General features: G+C 39.6%; 13 protein-coding genes. 3 read left to right on the top strand and 10 right to left on the bottom strand.

Annotated elements, in window-relative coordinates; translation table 11 throughout:
* Nucleotides 1-16 precede the first annotated feature (16 nt).
* The 3 genes from I6E85_RS04070 to I6E85_RS04060 are packed head-to-tail and all read right to left on the bottom strand — an operon-like array spanning nucleotide 17 to nucleotide 3,702.
* Nucleotides 17-1,066 (bottom strand): ABC transporter ATP-binding protein, encoded by a 1,050-nt coding sequence (locus I6E85_RS04070; protein WP_024590634.1) that lies wholly within the window; start codon nucleotides 1,064-1,066, stop codon nucleotides 17-19.
* The gene (locus tag I6E85_RS04065; RefSeq protein ID WP_024590633.1) at nucleotides 1,067-2,698 is read right to left on the bottom strand and encodes an iron ABC transporter permease; all 1,632 of its coding nucleotides are present in this window, start codon (nucleotides 2,696-2,698) and stop codon (nucleotides 1,067-1,069) included.
* Nucleotides 2,698-3,702, bottom strand: a complete 1,005-nt coding sequence (locus I6E85_RS04060; protein ID WP_024590632.1) for a Fe(3+) ABC transporter substrate-binding protein — start codon at nucleotides 3,700-3,702, stop codon at nucleotides 2,698-2,700. Before I6E85_RS04060 ends, I6E85_RS04065 begins: the two co-directional genes overlap by 1 nt.
* A 937-nt stretch (nucleotides 3,703-4,639) precedes the next feature.
* On the opposite strand from I6E85_RS04060, the gene I6E85_RS04055 reads away from it, so the two are divergent.
* Entirely contained in the window at nucleotides 4,640-5,155 is a 516-nt protein-coding gene (locus I6E85_RS04055; protein ID WP_024590631.1) for a hypothetical protein, read from the top strand.
* 10 nt (nucleotides 5,156-5,165) lie between these two features.
* On the opposite strand, the gene I6E85_RS04050 is transcribed toward I6E85_RS04055, so the two are convergent.
* The 5 genes from I6E85_RS04050 to pdhR all read right to left on the bottom strand — a co-directional run bounded on the left by I6E85_RS04050 (nucleotide 5,166) and on the right by pdhR (nucleotide 13,207).
* Complete coding sequence (locus I6E85_RS04050; RefSeq protein ID WP_024590630.1) at nucleotides 5,166-5,846, bottom strand: tRNA-uridine aminocarboxypropyltransferase; 681 nt, start codon at nucleotides 5,844-5,846, stop codon at nucleotides 5,166-5,168.
* Nucleotides 5,847-6,170: 324 nt separating this feature from the next.
* Nucleotides 6,171-7,595, bottom strand: coding sequence for a dihydrolipoyl dehydrogenase (lpdA, locus tag I6E85_RS04045; protein ID WP_007586124.1), 1,425 nt, complete (start codon nucleotides 7,593-7,595; stop codon nucleotides 6,171-6,173).
* Nucleotides 7,596-7,770: 175 nt separating this feature from the next.
* Nucleotides 7,771-9,690 carry a pyruvate dehydrogenase complex dihydrolipoyllysine-residue acetyltransferase gene (gene aceF, locus I6E85_RS04040; RefSeq protein WP_169044333.1) on the bottom strand — a complete coding sequence of 640 codons (1,920 nt, stop codon included), beginning with the start codon at nucleotides 9,688-9,690 and terminating at the stop codon, nucleotides 7,771-7,773.
* Between the two features lie 10 nt (nucleotides 9,691-9,700).
* Nucleotides 9,701-12,367 carry a pyruvate dehydrogenase (acetyl-transferring), homodimeric type gene (gene aceE / locus I6E85_RS04035; protein ID WP_197236624.1) on the bottom strand — a complete coding sequence of 889 codons (2,667 nt, stop codon included), beginning with the start codon at nucleotides 12,365-12,367 and terminating at the stop codon, nucleotides 9,701-9,703.
* 90 nt (nucleotides 12,368-12,457) lie between these two features.
* The gene (gene pdhR / locus I6E85_RS04030) at nucleotides 12,458-13,207 is read right to left on the bottom strand and encodes a pyruvate dehydrogenase complex transcriptional repressor PdhR (protein ID WP_007586129.1); all 750 of its coding nucleotides are present in this window, start codon (nucleotides 13,205-13,207) and stop codon (nucleotides 12,458-12,460) included.
* A 546-nt stretch (nucleotides 13,208-13,753) separates the two neighbouring features.
* On the opposite strand from pdhR, the gene I6E85_RS04025 reads away from it, so the two are divergent.
* The gene (locus I6E85_RS04025; RefSeq protein ID WP_197236623.1) at nucleotides 13,754-14,206 is read left to right on the top strand and encodes a transposase; all 453 of its coding nucleotides are present in this window, start codon (nucleotides 13,754-13,756) and stop codon (nucleotides 14,204-14,206) included.
* A gap of 501 nt (nucleotides 14,207-14,707) precedes the next feature.
* On the opposite strand, the gene ampE is transcribed toward I6E85_RS04025, so the two are convergent.
* Nucleotides 14,708-15,559, bottom strand: coding sequence for a beta-lactamase regulator AmpE (gene ampE / locus I6E85_RS04020; RefSeq protein WP_197236622.1), 852 nt, complete (start codon nucleotides 15,557-15,559; stop codon nucleotides 14,708-14,710).
* A 13-nt stretch (nucleotides 15,560-15,572) separates the two neighbouring features.
* On the bottom strand, nucleotides 15,573-16,127 hold the full coding sequence (gene ampD, locus I6E85_RS04015; protein WP_197236621.1) for a 1,6-anhydro-N-acetylmuramyl-L-alanine amidase AmpD: 555 nt from the start codon (nucleotides 16,125-16,127) through the stop codon (nucleotides 15,573-15,575).
* A 329-nt stretch (nucleotides 16,128-16,456) separates the two neighbouring features.
* Here ampD and nadC point away from each other — a divergent pair, with 329 nt between their 5' ends.
* The gene (nadC, locus tag I6E85_RS04010; RefSeq protein ID WP_197236620.1) at nucleotides 16,457-17,308 is read left to right on the top strand and encodes a carboxylating nicotinate-nucleotide diphosphorylase; all 852 of its coding nucleotides are present in this window, start codon (nucleotides 16,457-16,459) and stop codon (nucleotides 17,306-17,308) included.
* The last annotated feature ends 117 nt before the right edge of the window (nucleotides 17,309-17,425 follow it).

Here is a 17,425-nt window from a genome sequence, read left to right as displayed (position 1 = left end):
GCGAATAACAAATTAATTACGATTCGAAAAAATTCACCGTGTGAGGTTTTATTTTTATTATAGCCTGTTCATTATTTTCAAATGACTGGCCATATTGTGCAGCAACTTCAATTTCTTGTTTATCAATAACAAGTGAATAAACATACGCCGAACCAATAAAGCGACGACTTATGATTGTAGCTCGCTTGCTGAGTTTGTCACTTTGGTTATCTGCCACTAATTCTATTTGATGAGGGCGCACATATATAAGCCCTACGCTTACGTTTTGCTTACTCTCAATATAAGATTCGACTAAACCAAATGGTGTTTTGTATTCAGTTGCTGTTAATACTTCTGCGCTCAAGTATATGCCTTGACCCAGAAACTCTGCAACCTCCTTTGAACATGGAGCTGCAAAAAGCTGCTCGGGCGTGCCTTGTTGCTCAATTTTACCGCGATGCATAATGGCAAGTGTATCTGAAAACGCAAACGCCTCTTCTTTTGAATGTGTAACAAACACAGCAGACACTTGAGTTGCCTTAATAATTCGACGTATATCGGCAATTAATTCAAAGCGTACTTGTGTGTCGATATTTGAAAAGGGCTCATCAAGTAGCAATAAACTAGGCTTATAAGCTAATGCACGAGCAATAGCTACACGCTGCTGTTGACCACCCGATAACTGATGCGGGAACCTGTCGGCACAGCCAATTAAATGTACCAGCTTAAGCATTTCATCAACGCGTTGCTGCTTTTGAGCTTTACTCATTTTACTAAGCCCGAATGCGATATTATTTGCTACCGTTAAATGCGGAAACAATGCATAATCTTGAAACATCATGCCGATGTTACGGTGCTCAGGCGAGACAAACGATTGCTCATCACTCACTAATTTACCGTCTATAAAAATAGACCCTTGCTTAGCTTCAATTAAACCTGCAATCGCTTTTAACGTGGTCGTTTTGCCGCACCCACTCGCTCCGAGTAGGCAAACAATTTCATCTTTACCTACTGTTAAATCTAAATTGTGGATAACCTTTGTGCCGTTATAGTGATAGCTCACGCCTTGTAAAATTAAACTACTCATTTAACTACGCTGCTCCATAGAACGATTAATAAAATACAAAGGAATAAACCCAACAATAACAATAAATAATGCCGATATAGAAGCAAGCTCTAACTGCTCGTCACTCACATACTGAAATACATGAGTAGCTAAGCTTTCAAAATTAAACGGCCTGAGCAATAGCGCAGCCGGCAGTTCTTTCATGCACTCAATAAATACCAATAACGCAGCAGTAAGCAATCCTCTTCGCAGTAAAGGTAGGTGCACTAAACGCAGTGTTTGTCCTTGGCTTTTACCCATTGATTGGCTTGCCATATCAAGTGATGGGCTAATACGTAAAAAACTCGACTCAATTGCTCCGTGTGCAATGGCGTAAAACCTAACAATATAAGCAATAATAATAGTAAGAATGCTACCTGTAAGCAGTAAGCCAATATCTAAATTATACGGCTCGAGCGCTGTGTTAATGGTGTTCTCTAATAATGTAAGGGGTAACAAAACCGCAATAGCGAGTACTGTGCCAGGCAACGCATATCCTGTGCTTGCTAAACGCCCAGGAATAAGCGGATACGTTTGCTTTGCCACACGCTGATAAAAAACCACAAAAACACTCAACGTAATCGTTATTAGGCTCACAACCCCTGCCACTTTTAAACTTTGCCAAGCGTAACTAAAAAACTCTACATTCCATGCTTTATCAAAGTAAGTAATGGCGTAATTTATGAGTACTGCAATAGGAGTTACAAACGCGATAAGTAAAATAAAGCTACAAAATGCCGTTGCGAGCCAAGCTGACTTTCCTTTTAATACATAGAGAGATTCACTATTTACACTTGATTGGCGCTCAAATACAGCTTGGTTACGACGACTAAAGCGCTCTGCCATTAATGCTAAAAATAACAGTAATAACATCACACCCGATATTTTAGCTGCCGCTGTAAGTGAGTAATAACCAAACCACGTATCGTACACAGCCGTAGTTAATGTACTTACGGCAAAATAACTCACTGTTGCAAAGTCAGCCATGGTTTCCATACTTATAAGCGCAAGAGCCGCCACAATAGCCCCACGAGAGAGTACTAAGCTTACTTTAAAGAAACTTTGCCAAGGAGATAATCCCATTAACTGGCTAGCTTGTACTAATTTGAATGACTGCTCGCGAAGAGCCGTTTTAAAAATCAAAAATAAATACGGATAAAGCACCAAGGCAATCATAACGATGGCGCCGGGTAATGTACGTATATCAAAAAACCAATAGTCATTAGGCGATTGCCAACCAAACCATTCTCTCAGCGCTATTTGCACCGGGCCCGCATAATCTAATAAATCAGTGTATACATAGGCAATAATATAGGTGGGCATAGCAAGGGGCAGCATAAGTGCCCATTCAAACTGTTTTTTACCCGGGAAACTACAGTAAGCCGTTAGCCATCCAAGTGGCAAAGCTATGGCGCAGCTAAGGACGCAAACACCTAAAACAAGCAATACGGTATTGGTTATGTAATCCCAAAGCACGGTATCCCACAGGTGAGAAAACACCTCAGAGCTACCTTGTAGAGATTCAAAAAGAAGAAAAAACAACGGGGCCGATAGAATTAAGCCAGTCGACCACGCAAAGAGCTGCCATTTAGACAGCTTAAATTTATTAGTCATTAAAGATCGAACTTCACCTCATCAATTAGCTTAAGCGCTAACGGACGATATTTACTAATCTCATCAAGTGGCAAGCTGTCTTCTTTAAAACTCCCCCAAGACGCAACCAAACTTGATAGTTCAACACCCGACTTAACTGGATACTCCATATTTAATGAGGCATACATGTTTTGTGCTTTGCTGTCGGTCATATACTCTATGAGCTTTAATGCATTTTCAGGGTTTTTAGCATATTTGGTAATAACCGCACCCGAAACATTTATGTGTGAGCCACGATTAGTTTGATTCGGAAAGTTAATATTTACGGCCTCAGCCCAACCTTTTTGTTCTTTATCTTCTAGCATTTTACCAAGGTAGTAACTATTACCTAATGCCAAGTTACATAAACCTTCTTTAACGGCTTTAACTTGAGCACGATCGTTACCTTGAGGTTTACGTGCTAAATTAGCCTTAACACCTTCAAGCCACTCTTTGGTTTGCGCTTCACCATGGTGTGCAATCATAGAAGCCACTAAACCTAAGTTATATGGATGTTTGCCAGAACGCGTACAAATTTGTCCTTTGTATTTAGGATCTGCTAAATCTTCATAAGTGAGCTTAGGTAACGCACCAATTCGCTCTTTTGATGAATACACATTACGCACTCGCTTAGTAAGCGCGACCCATTGGCCATCACCGTCACGAAAAGCTGCAGGCACGTTATTATTTACACTGTCACTTTTTATAGTTTGTGTTAATTTTAAATCTTCTAATTGAATAAGCGCACTAAAATTAGAGGTTAATACTAAATCGGCTTTACTATGTTTACCTTCACGTTTAACACGCTCAATTAACCCTTTTTTAGCAAAAACAACATTGGTTTTTATTCCCGTTTGTTTTGTAAAATCTTCTAAAATTGGCTGAATCAAAAACGGCTGACGAAAAGAATAGATATTAACAACGTCACTTGCAAAGGCTGGTGCCGATGCTGCTAATCCTAAAACAAGTGTAAATACTGTCTTCATTATTTCACCTAAATAATTGTTATTATCATCGAATTCTACCGCGCTCATTCAAAAAGTGCACACTTTAAATAAATGTAAATATGTAAATAACGCCCAAAAAGGAAATGCAGTGTAAGAGATGTCTCACGGATGTGACAGCTAATGAGTAAAAATCAAGATAAAAAACACACAAAAACAACCTAAGCACCTGTATTAACTGAGCTTTCACATTATTACTATTGCGTAAATACTAATTGAATGTAGTTTTATCCCTATTTTAGTTGCTCTATTGCACTATAATTTACGCATCAACCAAGCAATGACGCTTATTGAGTAAAAGGAAATGGACTGCTTACTCAACCAACCAATGATTAGGTTACCAGGACAACACGGATTTTAGGACAGGCTCAGGATGAGTATCACAACGCAATGTTGTAAAAAGGACAGCGTCAGGAAGATGCGAAAAGGATAACAACACGGCTAAGTTGTTTAACAGGATGTTTAAGGAATAAATGGATAGGCCTTTAAGGCAACACAATGGATTGGTTAAAATAGGGATACACTAGGAAGTGTAATTAAGGATTTGGTAATAGTATTTACCCTACAGGATGTTTAGGAATTTAAGGATACAGGCCCGGATGGTCTACATTACATAGAACTAAAAAGTAATATAGTAATAAACATGGATTAGTAAAAATTGGAGTTGATTAAGTTCAATTGCAGGATGCAGAAAATTAGAAGATTCCGCAAGCGCGCCTAGAGATAGAGCGCGCTTTTCTTTGCCTAAAATTTGGGTTTAGTAAAGCTCTAAGCAACTACCACTAACTTTTGCAGGGTAATACTGCATCCCAGTTAATCAATATTAATACCTTCAAATACTTTATTAATATTTTAAATTTCGCTAAGTTTTTCATTAATTGCGCCGATAACTAAGTAACGCAAGGATCATAAATACTCAATGGATATGAATTTTAAAACGCCGCAAAGCAATACCTTTTTATGTAAAGTATCAGACGCAAGTACAGCAAAACCAATTGGTGTTTTTAGTGCCCAAACTCCCAACGAAAATCCGTATAAAGCTTTATTTAGCCCCAAAGGTTATAACTTTTTAAATATGCCAATGAGTGAGTTTAAAAACATACTTAACGTAATTATCCAGTTAGAAAGCGATATTTCTATTAGTAAATGGGGTGAGGGTTCTCGACCTGATGAATTTAGTTATCAGCTTAATAGAATAGCAAACGCTATTGCGACTACTCACTTTAAGGGAAAAACCGATATTAGCTGTTACTTTTTAAAGCGAGTCGAAGAGGCTAAGGATATGATTGGTGAGGACTGCACCTCGTTTATTCAGGCTCACAATAGCGTAAGCCAATTATATAATACGGTTTTACAATTAACATCTGAAGAAGGCTTCAGAGCAATTCAAAATAAAGCACTTGCTCACTTGAAAGAGCAGCAAGCTTTCGCTTAACTGCGTAAAGCTACTCTTCTAGCGGTCGGCCTTTATTGCGCTTACCAAGCAAATACGCATCACGAAACTTAATAAAATGCTGTTCTAATTTAGAAGATGCATCCATTTCGCCCGCAAGTGCTAATACCATAATAGCCACTTCAGCAGTGCCTAGTTGATGCGCATGAGGGGCAACACGTAATCGGTAATCAGATAGTTTATCAGCAGTAACAGAAAGTACAGGCAAGTTATCTAAGTATGGGCTTTTGCGAATCATTTTTTTAGCTTCACGCCAGGTACCATCTAAAAATATAAATAGCGGTTTTTTACCCTCTTCAATACTTATTTCGGTAATGGCCCTGCCCTCTTCTACATCTTCAGCAGGGAATACTACCATTGGCTGATATTGTGAATCGCTTATCAAAGCTAAAAGAGCGGGATTAGGGTCTGTTCTGTCCCACCTAAAGGCGTGGTTATCTGGCACTATTTCAGCAATTAAGCGCCCAGTATTAGAAGGTTTAAAACTTTCATTGTGATACATTAATAAGCACACAGCTGCTTTACAATCTGCATGCTCAACACCTTTACAAATACAGTAGTGCTTAGCTATTAAGCATTGCTCACAGCGATCTAATTTACCGCCTCGAGCATTAAACTCTCGACGGGATTCACTTATTTGTTGAGCGCGTAATGCTAAAACTGAGTTTTTCACTGTATTTACCTTCAATTAATTAAGCGCGCATTGTAACGACTTATCGCTATTTAATCTTATATTTATAGCCATACCAACCTGCATAAATCTTTGATCAATTTAACGAATTAAATTGCACTATAACGTCGTTAAAAATTTTTTATTTAGAACAACTAGATACAAAAACTTTTGCCTAGTTCTAGCGTAATTTTCTTAACGTTAAATAGACCCCATATATAAGCAGATTCGTATCATTGAATTAATTCAACATCTCTTAAATTAAAAACCAGGCATAAAAAAACCCAACCGAAGTTGGGTTTTTCAAACAAATGCTAAAAAGTTAAATTACTTCTTTTTAACTGCTTTTTTGTTTGGTAAGTCAGTGATCGAACCTTCAAAAATTTCAGCTGCAAGGCCGATTGATTCATTCAATGTAGGGTGAGCATGAATAGTAAGCGCTAAGTCTTCACCATCAGCACCCATTTCAATACCTAAACCGATTTCGCCAAGCATTTCGCCCGCGTTAATACCGATCATAGCACCACCGATTATACGGCCACTTTCTTTATCAAAAATAAGTTTAGTAGAACCTTCAGTACGAGATGATGCAATAGCACGACCAGAAGCTGCCCACGGGAATACCGCAGTTTCAATTTTTAGGCCTTGCTCTTTTGCTTCTTTCTCAGTAACACCTACCCAAGCGATTTCTGGGTCAGTATACGCAATCGAAGGAATACATTTAGGGTCGAAGAAATGCTTCTGACCAGAAATAACTTCTGCAGCGACATGACCTTCATGAACCGCTTTATGCGCAAGCATAGGCTGGCCAACTAAGTCACCAATTGCAAAAATATGGCTTACGTTAGTACGTAATTGCTTATCAACATTAATAAAGCCACGCTCATCAACGTTTACGCCCGCTTTTTCAGCATCAAGTAAGTTACCGTTTGGAGTACGGCCAACTGCAACAAGCACTTTGTCGTAACGTACAGGTTCTGCTGGTGCGTTTTTACCTTCAAACGTTACGTATAAGCCATCTTTTTTAGCTTCAACACCAACAACTTTAGTTGAAAGCATTACGTTGAATTTTTTGCTTACGTATTTTTGGTAAATTTTGATAATGTCTTTATCAGCTGCTGGAACTAATTGGTCAGCAAATTCTACAACATCAATTGCAGAACCTAGTGCACGGTAAACCGTACCCATTTCAAGACCGATAATACCACCACCAAGTACAAGTAGTTTTTCTGGTACATCTTTAAGCTCTAGCGCGCCAGTTGAATCAATTACACGGTCATCTTGTGGGATGAAAGGTAAGTTAACTGGTTTAGAACCTGCTGCAATAATCGCGTTATCAAACGTGATAGTTGTAGAGTCTTTCTCGCCTTCAACTACTAAAGTATTGCTGCCAGTGAATTTACCGTAACCAGATACAACTTTCACTTTACGCATTTTAGCCATGCCCTCTAGTCCACCAGTTAACTGGCCAACTACAGAATCTTTCCAAGTACGAACTTGGTCAAGATCGATCTTTGGTGCGCCAAAAGTAACACCATGAGATGACATTTCAGCTGCATCATCAATCACTTTAGCTACGTGTAAAAGTGCTTTTGAAGGAATACAACCAACATTAAGACATACGCCGCCTAATGTTTCACGAGATTCTACCAATGTAACTTCTAAGCCCAAGTCAGCAGCGCGGAATGCCGCAGAGTAACCACCAGGACCACCGCCTAGTACAACAACTTGAGTTTTTAATTCGTTGCTCATGCTATTACCTTAATTGTTTGAACGGGACACTGCCCTAAAGTTTAACTGCCATGTTTCTGCAAGGCAGAAAGTGAGAGCAGATCACAAATTTGTGCAAAGATTGTATCATTGCAAATGGTAAAAATCCCAGCTAAAAACAACTGGCTGGGATTTGATTCTATTCATTGTCCAGCGATTACATCACCAATTGGCGAATATCGCTCATGTAACTTGCAAGAGTCACAGTAAAGCGTGCAGCTAAGGCTCCGTCAATAACCCTATGGTCGTATGACATAGACAGCGGAACCATTAGTTTTGGTTCAAACTCTTTGCCATTCCATTTAGGTTTCATTTCAGATTTAGACACACCTAAAATAGCCACTTCTGGCGCATTAACAATCGGCGTAAATGCCGTACCGCCAATACCGCCAAGGCTAGAAATAGTAAAACAACCACCTTGCATATCAGACGATGTAAGCTTCCCGTCACGTGCTTTAACAGATACTTCCATTAATTCGCGTGATAGTTCAATAATGCCTTTTTTATCAACATCTTTAAACACTGGTACAACTAAACCGTTTGGCGTATCAACTGCAACACCAATGTTAATGTACTTTTTAAGGATTAAGCTTTCGCCGTCTGCAGAAAGCGATGAGTTGAATTTTGGAAATTCAGCAAGTGCTTTTGCAGCTGCTTTCATTACAAACACAAGCGGCGTAATTTTAACACCCAGCTTTTTCTTCTCGCTAAGCACATTTTGCTCTTTACGGAATACTTCAAGGCTTGTGATATCAGCTTCGTCAAACTGTGTAACATGTGGGATTTGCACCCAGTTACGGTGTAAGTTTTTGCCTGATAGCTTTTGAATACGAGACAGCTTTTGCTCTTCAATTTCGCCAAACTTAGCAAAATCAACTTTAGGCCATGGAATAAGACCAAGCTCGCTACCACCAGCGCTACTACCTGCTGACAATTGACCAGACTCAACTTGCTTAACTAAGTTTTTAACGTAGTTTTGCACGTCTTCTTTAACTATACGGGCTTTGCGACCAGTGCCTTTAACATTAGCTAGGTTAATACCAAACTCACGCGCTAAACGGCGAACAACAGGTGATGCATGAGCATACGCGCTGTTTTCTGTGAAGCTTTCATTACTTGCTTTTGCAGGTGCTGCTTGAGCCGGTGCCGACTCAGTTTTAGCCGCAGCTGCAGGTGCTGATTTTTCAGCTGGTGCAGGTGCTGCTACTGGCGCGCTGCCTGCAACTTCAAATACAAAAATTAATGAGCCAGTCGATACTTTATCGCCAGCGGCTACTTTAATTTCTTTAACTGTACCTGCAAATGGAGCTGGTACTTCCATTGCAGCTTTGTCGCCTTCAACGTTTAAGATTGATTGATCTTCTTCAACCGTATCGCCAACTGCAACCATAATTTCAGTTACTTCAACTTCATCGCCACCAATATCAGGTACATTAACTTCTTTAGTACTTGGTGCTGCGTTTGCTGTTGAGCTAGCTGCTGGCGCTTCTACAGGAGCCGACTCTTTAGCCGGTGCTGCAGATTCACTTCCTGCTACTTCAAAAACAAACACTAATGAGCCTGTTTTAACTGTATCGCCAGCGGCGACTTTAATTTCTTTAACTATACCGGCAAATGGAGCTGGAACTTCCATTGCTGCCTTGTCGCCTTCCACGTTTAAGATAGATTGCTCTTCTGAAACGGTATCACCAACAGCAACCATGATTTCAGTTACTTCAACTTCATCATCGCCAATGTCTGGTACGGTTACTTCTTTAGTTGAAGAACCTGTAGAAGCAGCAGGCGCTGCCTCTTCAGATTTAGCTGGAGCAGCGGCTGATGCTTTTTCTTCACCAGTGCTTTCACTCTCGCCTTCAAACAAAAATACTAAAGAGCCAGTTGTAACGGTGTCGCCAACGTTTACTTTAATCTCTTTCACTGTACCCGCTTGCGAAGCAGGTATTTCCATTGATGCTTTGTCGCCTTCAACATTTAATAATGATTGGTCCACATCTACTTTGTCGCCAACGCTTACTAATATTTCGGTTACTTCTACTTCATCGTCACCAATATCTGGTACTTTAATTTCAATACTCATTGCAAACCTCTTATGCGTACAGTGGGTTAAGTTTGTTAGTGTCGATGTTGAACTTTTTAAGTGCTTCAACAACTACTGACTTCTCAACTTCACCGCGTTTAGCAAGTTCAGATAACGTAGCAACAACAACGTAGCCCGCGTTAACTTCAAAGTGACGACGTAGGTTTTCGCGGCTATCAGAACGACCGTAACCATCTGTACCTAACACTTTGTAGTTGCTGCTTGGAATGAATGAACGCGCTTGTTCTGCGTAGTTTTTCATGTAATCCGTTGCTGCAACAGTCACAGAGTCGTTTAATACGCTTGTGATGAATGCTGTTTTTTGCTCGCCTTCAGGGTTAAGCATATTGAAACGTTCAACATCTTGACCTTCACGCGTTAATTCATTGAATGACGTAACAGAGAACACGTCAGACGCAATGCCATACTCTTCGCTTAGAATCGTAGCGGCTTTACGTACTTCAGTCATAATAGTACCTGAGCTTAATAGCTGTACGTTGGCTTTTTTACCTTCGTAACTTTCAAGCTTGTAAATACCCTTACGAATACCTTCTTCAGCGCCTTCTGGCATAGCTGGCTGATGGTAGTTTTCGTTCATAAGCGTTAGGTAGTAGTAAATATTTTCTTGGTCATCACCGTACATACGACGAATACCGTCTTGTACAATAACAGCTACTTCAAACGCGTAAGTTGGGTCATATGAAATACAGTTAGGAACCGTATTAGCAAGAATATGACTGTGACCATCTTCGTGTTGCAAGCCTTCACCATTTAGCGTTGTACGACCCGCAGTAGCACCTAATAAGAAACCACGTGCTTGTTGATCGCCCGCCATCCATGCCATGTCACCAACGCGTTGGAAACCAAACATAGAGTAGTAAATGTAGAACGGGATCATTGGTAAATCGTTAGTGCTGTATGAAGTTGCAGCAGCAACCCATGATGACATTGCACCTAACTCATTAATACCTTCTTGAAGCACTTGCCCTGATACAGTTTCTTTATAATAAGAAACAATATCACGATCCTGTGGCGTATAGTTTTGGCCATGCGGGTTATAAATACCGATTTGACGGAATAAACCTTCCATACCAAATGTACGCGCTTCATCGGCAATAATTGGTACGATGTTTTTACCAATGCCTTTATCTTTTAATAAGATATTAAGTGCACGAACAAAACCCATAGTGGTTGAAATATCACGCTTTTGCTCTTCAAGTAGCGGCTTAAACGCGTCTACTTCTGGCAACGTAAGTTTTTCACTAAAACGTGGAATACGCTTAGGTGTATAACCTTTAAGTTCATCACGACGAGCATGTAGATATTTATACTCAGGTGAACCTTCTTCAAGCTCTAAATAAGGTAGTTCTGCAAGTTCCTCTTCAGATACTAAATCATCAAGACCAAGGCGTGAACGTAAATGCGCAACATGCGACATGTCCATTTTTTTCACTTGGTGCGCAATGTTTTTACCTTCAGCTGCTTCACCCATGCCGTAACCTTTTACAGTTTTAGCAAGAATTACAGTTGGACGGCCTTTAGTGTCTTCTGCTTTTTTAAATGCAGCAAATAATTTTGATGACTCATGACCACCACGCTTAAGCGCGAAAATTTCGTCATCTGTCATGTCAGCAACAAGTGCAGCTGTTTCTGGGTAACGACCAAAGAAGTTTTCGCGTACATACGCGCCATCTTTAGCTTTATATGTTTGGTAATCGCCATCAACAGTTTCGTTCATTAACTGTAGTAATTTACCCGTTGTGTCTTTAGCTAGAAGAATATCCCAACCGCTGCCCCACACTAGTTTAATTACGTTCCAGCCAGCGCCTTTAAACAAGCCTTCTAGTTCTTGAATAATTTTACCGTTACCCATAACTGGGCCGTCTAAACGCTGTAAGTTACAGTTAACTAAGTAACAAAGGTTATCTAGTTTTTCACGTGCAGCAAAAGAGATTGCACCGCGTGATTCTGGCTCATCCATTTCACCGTCACCTAAAAACGCGTATACACGTTGGTTTTTAGTATCTTTTAAGCCACGACCATCTAAGTATTTTAAGAAGCGCGCTTGGTAAATAGACGAAATAGGACCTAAGCCCATTGATACCGTAGGGAACTGCCAAAATTCAGGCATTAACTTAGGGTGTGGGTACGATGGTAAGCCTTCGCCATCAACTTCTTGGCGGAAGTTATCTAGTTGTGCAGCCGATAAACGACCTTCAACAAATGCACGTGCATAAATACCAGGAGAAATATGACCTTGGTAATAAACTAAGTCACCACCGTCTACATCATTTGGTGCTTTAAAAAAGTGGTTAAAACACACTTCATAAAATGCAGCAGATGATTGGTAAGACGCCATATGGCCGCCTAAGTCGAGATCTTTTTTAGATGCACGTAGAACGATCATAATCGCGTTCCAACGTATAATTGAACGAATACGGCGCTCAAGATTTACATCACCCGGGTAAGCAGGTTCTTGATCTACAGGAATAGTATTAACGTAGTTCGTGGTAATACCCGTTGGCATATCAACGCCGTCTAAACGGGCTTGCTCTAATACTTGCTCAAGTAAAAACTGAGCTCGTTCAACACCTTCTTCGCGCACAACTGATTCAAGAGCTTGTAACCACTCTTGTGTTTCTAGCGCGTCTACGTCAATTTTATTGACTTCAGACATATGGAGGTTTCCTTATGTTTAAAATACGAATATTGTTAATTTAATATCACAGCTACTTAATTTGTGTGTTCAAAGTAGTTATGTACTAACTTAATTTTGTTTAGTGCGTCTTAAACTACGTTCAATTCGCGAATGTTCTTTGCCTGCTTCAAGTAGTGCTTCTTCGATAAATGCTAAGTGCGCATTACTTGCTAAACGGGCTTGTTCTGGATTACCGTCAATAACGGCATCCATTAATAAACGCCTGTGTTGGGCTAATTGACTGCTAATATCTGACTTTTTTAATAAAACAGTTAAATTTTGCAATACATTTTGCTCAAGCAGCGCTTTCATGCCTCTTACTAAATGCAGTAACACCACATTATGCGAAGCTTCTGCCACGCTAAAGTGAAATGCATTAATTGCTTTTGCTTTTTGCTGTAAATCATCATTAACTAGGGCAATTTTATCAAAGCTTTCTTTCACTTTGCTAAAATCGTTGCTGGTCCCGCGCAGTGCCGCGTAGTAAGCAGCAATCCCTTCTAATGCATGACGAAATTCAAGTAAATCAAACTGCGACTCAGGGTGTTTACTAATCAAATCAAAAAGTGGATCAGTAAGCCCTTCTTCGAGCTGATTTTTTACAAACGTGCCGCCACCTTGGCGACGCGTAACTAAACCTTTCGCTTCTAATTTTTGAATTGCCTCACGCAGTGACGGGCGAGACACTTCAAATTGCTTTGCTAGTTCACGCTCTGGTGGCAACTTTTCACCTGGTGCTAACGAGCCTTCAAGAATCATGTTCTCGAGTTGCTGTAAAATAACATCAGATAACTTTGCTGCTTTGATCTTTAAAGACATGAATCAACGTCCGCGTTGTATAAATACCAAGAGCCCATAAAGCGGGGCTTTGAGTAGTATGATTTACCCAAAAGGTAAATTGGTCATACCAAAAATTTTCAATACGGTATCAAAAACCTTATTAGCTGTCAATTTACAGGTAACTTGAGCAATTAAAGTAGCGTAACGCATTTTGAACGAAGATTAAACAATGCGCAATTTACAAAAATTGTTATAACGTTAATAGTATGAAAACAATTGGTCTGACCAGAAAAATAGAGTGTTAACTCTAGTTGAATTTATTAAAGAAATTAATAACAGGATAAAAGTACCAAAGAAATAGCTGCAATTTACACACGATCAGTCCACTAAATATAAAACATAATACGCGCTATAAAATTTCGATCACGCAATATCGTAGCAGCGGGTTTACCCCGCGACTATTGTGCAAGTAATTACCTAAACGTAAAACACAATGCGCGATGTAAAATCGCGACTACGCAAATTTATAAAAATTGCATATGCTTTAAATTCGTGGGTCTGTGATTGCTAAAATACGGGTATGTTATGCATCGTTCATATTTATTACGAAAGGGAAGAGTATCAAAAGCAAACCAATATTATGCTATTACACTGGTTTGTCATGAGCGAAACAACCTATTCACAAGCTTAATAATTAATAGAGCTATTATCAATGAAATGAGGGGATTAGAAAGAGAGCAACTGATTAAATCAAATACTTTCGTGATAATGCCAAACCATATTCATTGGTTATTACAATTATCCGATAGCGCAACATTAAGTGAGGTAATTAGAAGCTTCAAAGGACGCTCAGCCACGGTGTATAGACAATTTGGCAGACAAAAGCTTTGGCAAAAAGGGTTTTATGATCACTTAATAAGAAATACCGAAGACTTAAATAGCTGTGCTAGATACATAGTCGCAAACCCTTTGCGTGCAAATTTAATAGAAAATATTGCAGACTACCCATATTGGGATAGTATTTATCTAAACTCGTAGCAGCGGGTTTACCCCGCGACATTTGGCAACTAATCTCCCAACCGAAAAACAAAATGCGCGATGTAAAATCGCGACTACGCAAATATCGTAGCAGCGGGTTTATCCCGCGACATTAGGCAACTAATCTCCAACCAAAAACACAATGCGCGATATCGTAGCAGCGGGTTTACCCCGCGATTATTGTGCAAGTAATTGCCTAAACGCAAAACAAAATGCGCGATGTAAAATCGCGACTACGCAATCGTAGCAGCGGGTTTACCCCGCGACATTTGGCAACTAACCTCCCAACCGAAAAACACAATGCGCGATGTAAAATCGCGACTACGCAAATATCGTAGCAGCGGGTTTACCCCGCGACATTTGGCAACTAATCTCCCAACCAAAAACACAATGCGCGATATAAAATCGCGACTACGCAATATCGTAGCAGCGGGTTTACCCCGCGATATTTGGCAAGTAATTGCCTAAACGTAAAACACAATGCGCGATGTAAAATCGCGACTACGATAGTCCACCAAATAATGTAAGTAGTGCTATAAGTACTAAGTAAAATAATACATTGCGCTTAACAAGCTTAATCATACAAGTGGCTTCGTAGGTACAGCCGTAATAACGCTTTTCAACTTGCTCTGCAGCAAGTGCAGTACATGTTACTACTTCTCGGTTTGGAGATTTAAAGTTAAGTACGTAACGTAGCCAACAGCTTGTGCCTTTATTAAAGTTACCTATTACTAAATAACCAAAGCTGGTAATACGTGCAGGTAACCAGTCGAGCCAAAACAATAGTTTATGTATAAGTTTAAAACGCTTAGCAAATATTACTTTATGATCTTCTCGTACTAAATCAGCTAAAGTACGTACCAGTGCATATAAAACCGCACCTGGCGCGCCTAAAACAACGAACCAAAAAATAACCGCACAGTAAAATCTAAAGTTTACCCACGCCAATGTTTGCCCAAAGGTTTCGCCACTTTCTTCGTCTTCTGTACGCTTTTGACCTATTTGCAACGCATATAAAGATGCAGCAGTACCGTCATCTCGCGTTAACGCATTTAAATACGACTTATATAAAGCACGCTGCTTAGCACAACCAAAGCAAACCAAAAGCACCGCGATATTAATGCCCAACTGCCACAAAACAAAATCAGATAAACAATAAATTAGTGCCATCGCAATCACTGGAAGTAAAAGCCAAATTAAAAAGCCCGGTGCTGAGCTAAATAAGCCCTTATCACCAAGTAATTTATTAGAGCGATTTAAATAACCATTTGCGTAATAACTTATCTGCCAGTAATTAGACCGAGCTCCTAAGCGCTCTAGTATTAATGCAATTATTATAGAAACTAAAATCATGGGAATAACTCTCTTAACTTAGTTGTTCAAGCATATTAAAAAACAATGGCCAATTAAAGCTACTGCCAGGATCGGTTTTACGCCCAGGGGCAATATCGCAATGCCCAACAATACGCGAAGGGGTAATTTTTGGATAGCGTTGCATTATAGATTTACTAATAATAGTTAATGTTTTGTACTGTGCTAAAGAATATGGAGCAGTGTCGGTACCTTCAAGCTCAATGCCAACGCTAAAGTTATTACAAGCAGGTACCCCCTCAAACTCGGATTGCCCTGCATGCCAAGCGCGCTTTTCAAAAGGCACGTATTGTATAACCTCACCGGTGCGCTTTACAAAGCAATGGGCCGATACACGTAAATTCTTTAAGTCACTAAAACTCGGATGAGCATTGCAATCAATGCACCCCATAAATAACTCATCAACAAAAGGTGTACCAAACTGCCCTGCTGGCAATGATATATTGTGAATCACCAATAAAGAAATATCAGCCTCATCAGGGCGCTCATCAAAATGCGAACAAGGCCGCTGCGCCACCGTACTTAAAACACCGTCTAAATTTATTTTCATGATACGTTTATTATATAAATATCAAGATATACATATCGCTGATGCTAATGGATTTATTAAAAAAATGATAGTAACAAGCGAGGTATAAAACCTCACCTACAAATAATTCAAACCCATACGTAGGTGCTAATTTACATCCGCTCATGTAACATAACTTTTGAAATTAAAAGCGAGCTATAAAACCCTACCTACAGATAATTCAAACCCATACGTAGGTACGAATTTACTTCAAGCGCTTATCTTTATATTAGCGAAAAGGCAATCGCTTCTCTTTCTTTTATAAACATAGTAAAATTTGCTTAATTTATTAACGCTTATGAGCTTTTATTATGTCTATCCCGCACTCTTTAGTTAGCCAACTTGTCACTCTTGCACTCGACGAAGATCTAAATTATCAAACAGCTCAAGAAGGCGATATTACCGCGCAGCTTATCCCTCAGAGCGAGCAAGCCAACGCAAAAGTAATTACCCGCGAAGACTGTATTTTTTGCGGAAAAGACATCATCCTAGAAGTATTCAAACAGGTAGACCCAAGCGTTAAAGTTAATGTACTTATAAATGATGGCGACGCAGTTAAAGCAAACAGCACATTATTTACCGCTATTGGCTCGGCTCGTTCAATATTAACTGCCGAGCGTACAGCACTTAACTTTGTGCAAACGTTATCGGGTACAGCCACTACTACAGCACATTATGTAAAAGAATTAAGTGGTACAACAACGCAACTACTCGATACACGCAAAACCATACCTGGTCTGCGCGCTCTTCAAAAATACGCAGTAAAATGTGGCGGGGGTGCAAACCATCGAATTGGATTATTTGACGCTTTTTTAATTAAAGAAAATCATATAGCAGCTTGTGGCACAATAAACAAAGCAGTAGCTCAAGCTAAACAAAACCACCCAAACAAACCTGTCGAAGTCGAAGTAGAATCACTCTCAGAACTTAAGCAAGCGATTGAGGCTGGTGCCGACATAATAATGCTCGACAACTTTAGCGTAGAACAAATTAAACAAGCCGTAATTTTGACCAACAAGCGTGCAAAATTAGAGGTTTCAGGCAACATGACTCTAGAAACGCTCAAAACTTATTCACAAGCCGGCGTCGATTTTATATCAAGCGGAGCGTTAACAAAAAACTTACAATCAATCGATTTATCGATGCGTTTTGAACAATTTTAAAGCAACAACTGCCAATTAATACCGCTAATCGATTGACAAGTTAAGTAAAAAAGCATTAAATAACCCGAAAGGCTTACTTTGTAACATTTTGTTAAATAAAATCGCTTTTTTATAAGA

This window comes from Pseudoalteromonas sp. NZS71, assembly GCF_015864715.1.
In the GTDB taxonomy this organism is placed as follows: Bacteria; Pseudomonadota; Gammaproteobacteria; order Enterobacterales; family Alteromonadaceae; genus Pseudoalteromonas; species Pseudoalteromonas arctica.
This window is presented reverse-complemented; position numbering and strand designations above follow the sequence as displayed.

What these genes read in the sequence shown, in the direction of transcription:
- I6E85_RS04070 (WP_024590634.1), bottom strand. Translation starts at nt 1,066, where the DNA reads ATGAGTAGTTTAATTTTACAAGGCGTGAGCTATCACTATAACGGCACA.
- I6E85_RS04065 (WP_024590633.1), bottom strand. Translation starts at nt 2,698, where the DNA reads ATGACTAATAAATTTAAGCTGTCTAAATGGCAGCTCTTTGCGTGGTCG.
- I6E85_RS04060 (WP_024590632.1), bottom strand. Translation starts at nt 3,702, where the DNA reads ATGAAGACAGTATTTACACTTGTTTTAGGATTAGCAGCATCGGCACCA.
- I6E85_RS04055 (WP_024590631.1), top strand. Translation starts at nt 4,640, where the DNA reads ATGGATATGAATTTTAAAACGCCGCAAAGCAATACCTTTTTATGTAAA.
- lpdA (WP_007586124.1), bottom strand. Translation starts at nt 7,595, where the DNA reads ATGAGCAACGAATTAAAAACTCAAGTTGTTGTACTAGGCGGTGGTCCT.
- aceF (WP_169044333.1), bottom strand. Translation starts at nt 9,690, where the DNA reads ATGAGTATTGAAATTAAAGTACCAGATATTGGTGACGATGAAGTAGAA.
- aceE (WP_197236624.1), bottom strand. Translation starts at nt 12,367, where the DNA reads ATGTCTGAAGTCAATAAAATTGACGTAGACGCGCTAGAAACACAAGAG.
- pdhR (WP_007586129.1), bottom strand. Translation starts at nt 13,207, where the DNA reads ATGTCTTTAAAGATCAAAGCAGCAAAGTTATCTGATGTTATTTTACAG.
- I6E85_RS04025 (WP_197236623.1), top strand. Translation starts at nt 13,754, where the DNA reads ATGCATCGTTCATATTTATTACGAAAGGGAAGAGTATCAAAAGCAAAC.
- ampE (WP_197236622.1), bottom strand. Translation starts at nt 15,559, where the DNA reads ATGATTTTAGTTTCTATAATAATTGCATTAATACTAGAGCGCTTAGGA.
- ampD (WP_197236621.1), bottom strand. Translation starts at nt 16,127, where the DNA reads ATGAAAATAAATTTAGACGGTGTTTTAAGTACGGTGGCGCAGCGGCCT.
- nadC (WP_197236620.1), top strand. Translation starts at nt 16,457, where the DNA reads ATGTCTATCCCGCACTCTTTAGTTAGCCAACTTGTCACTCTTGCACTC.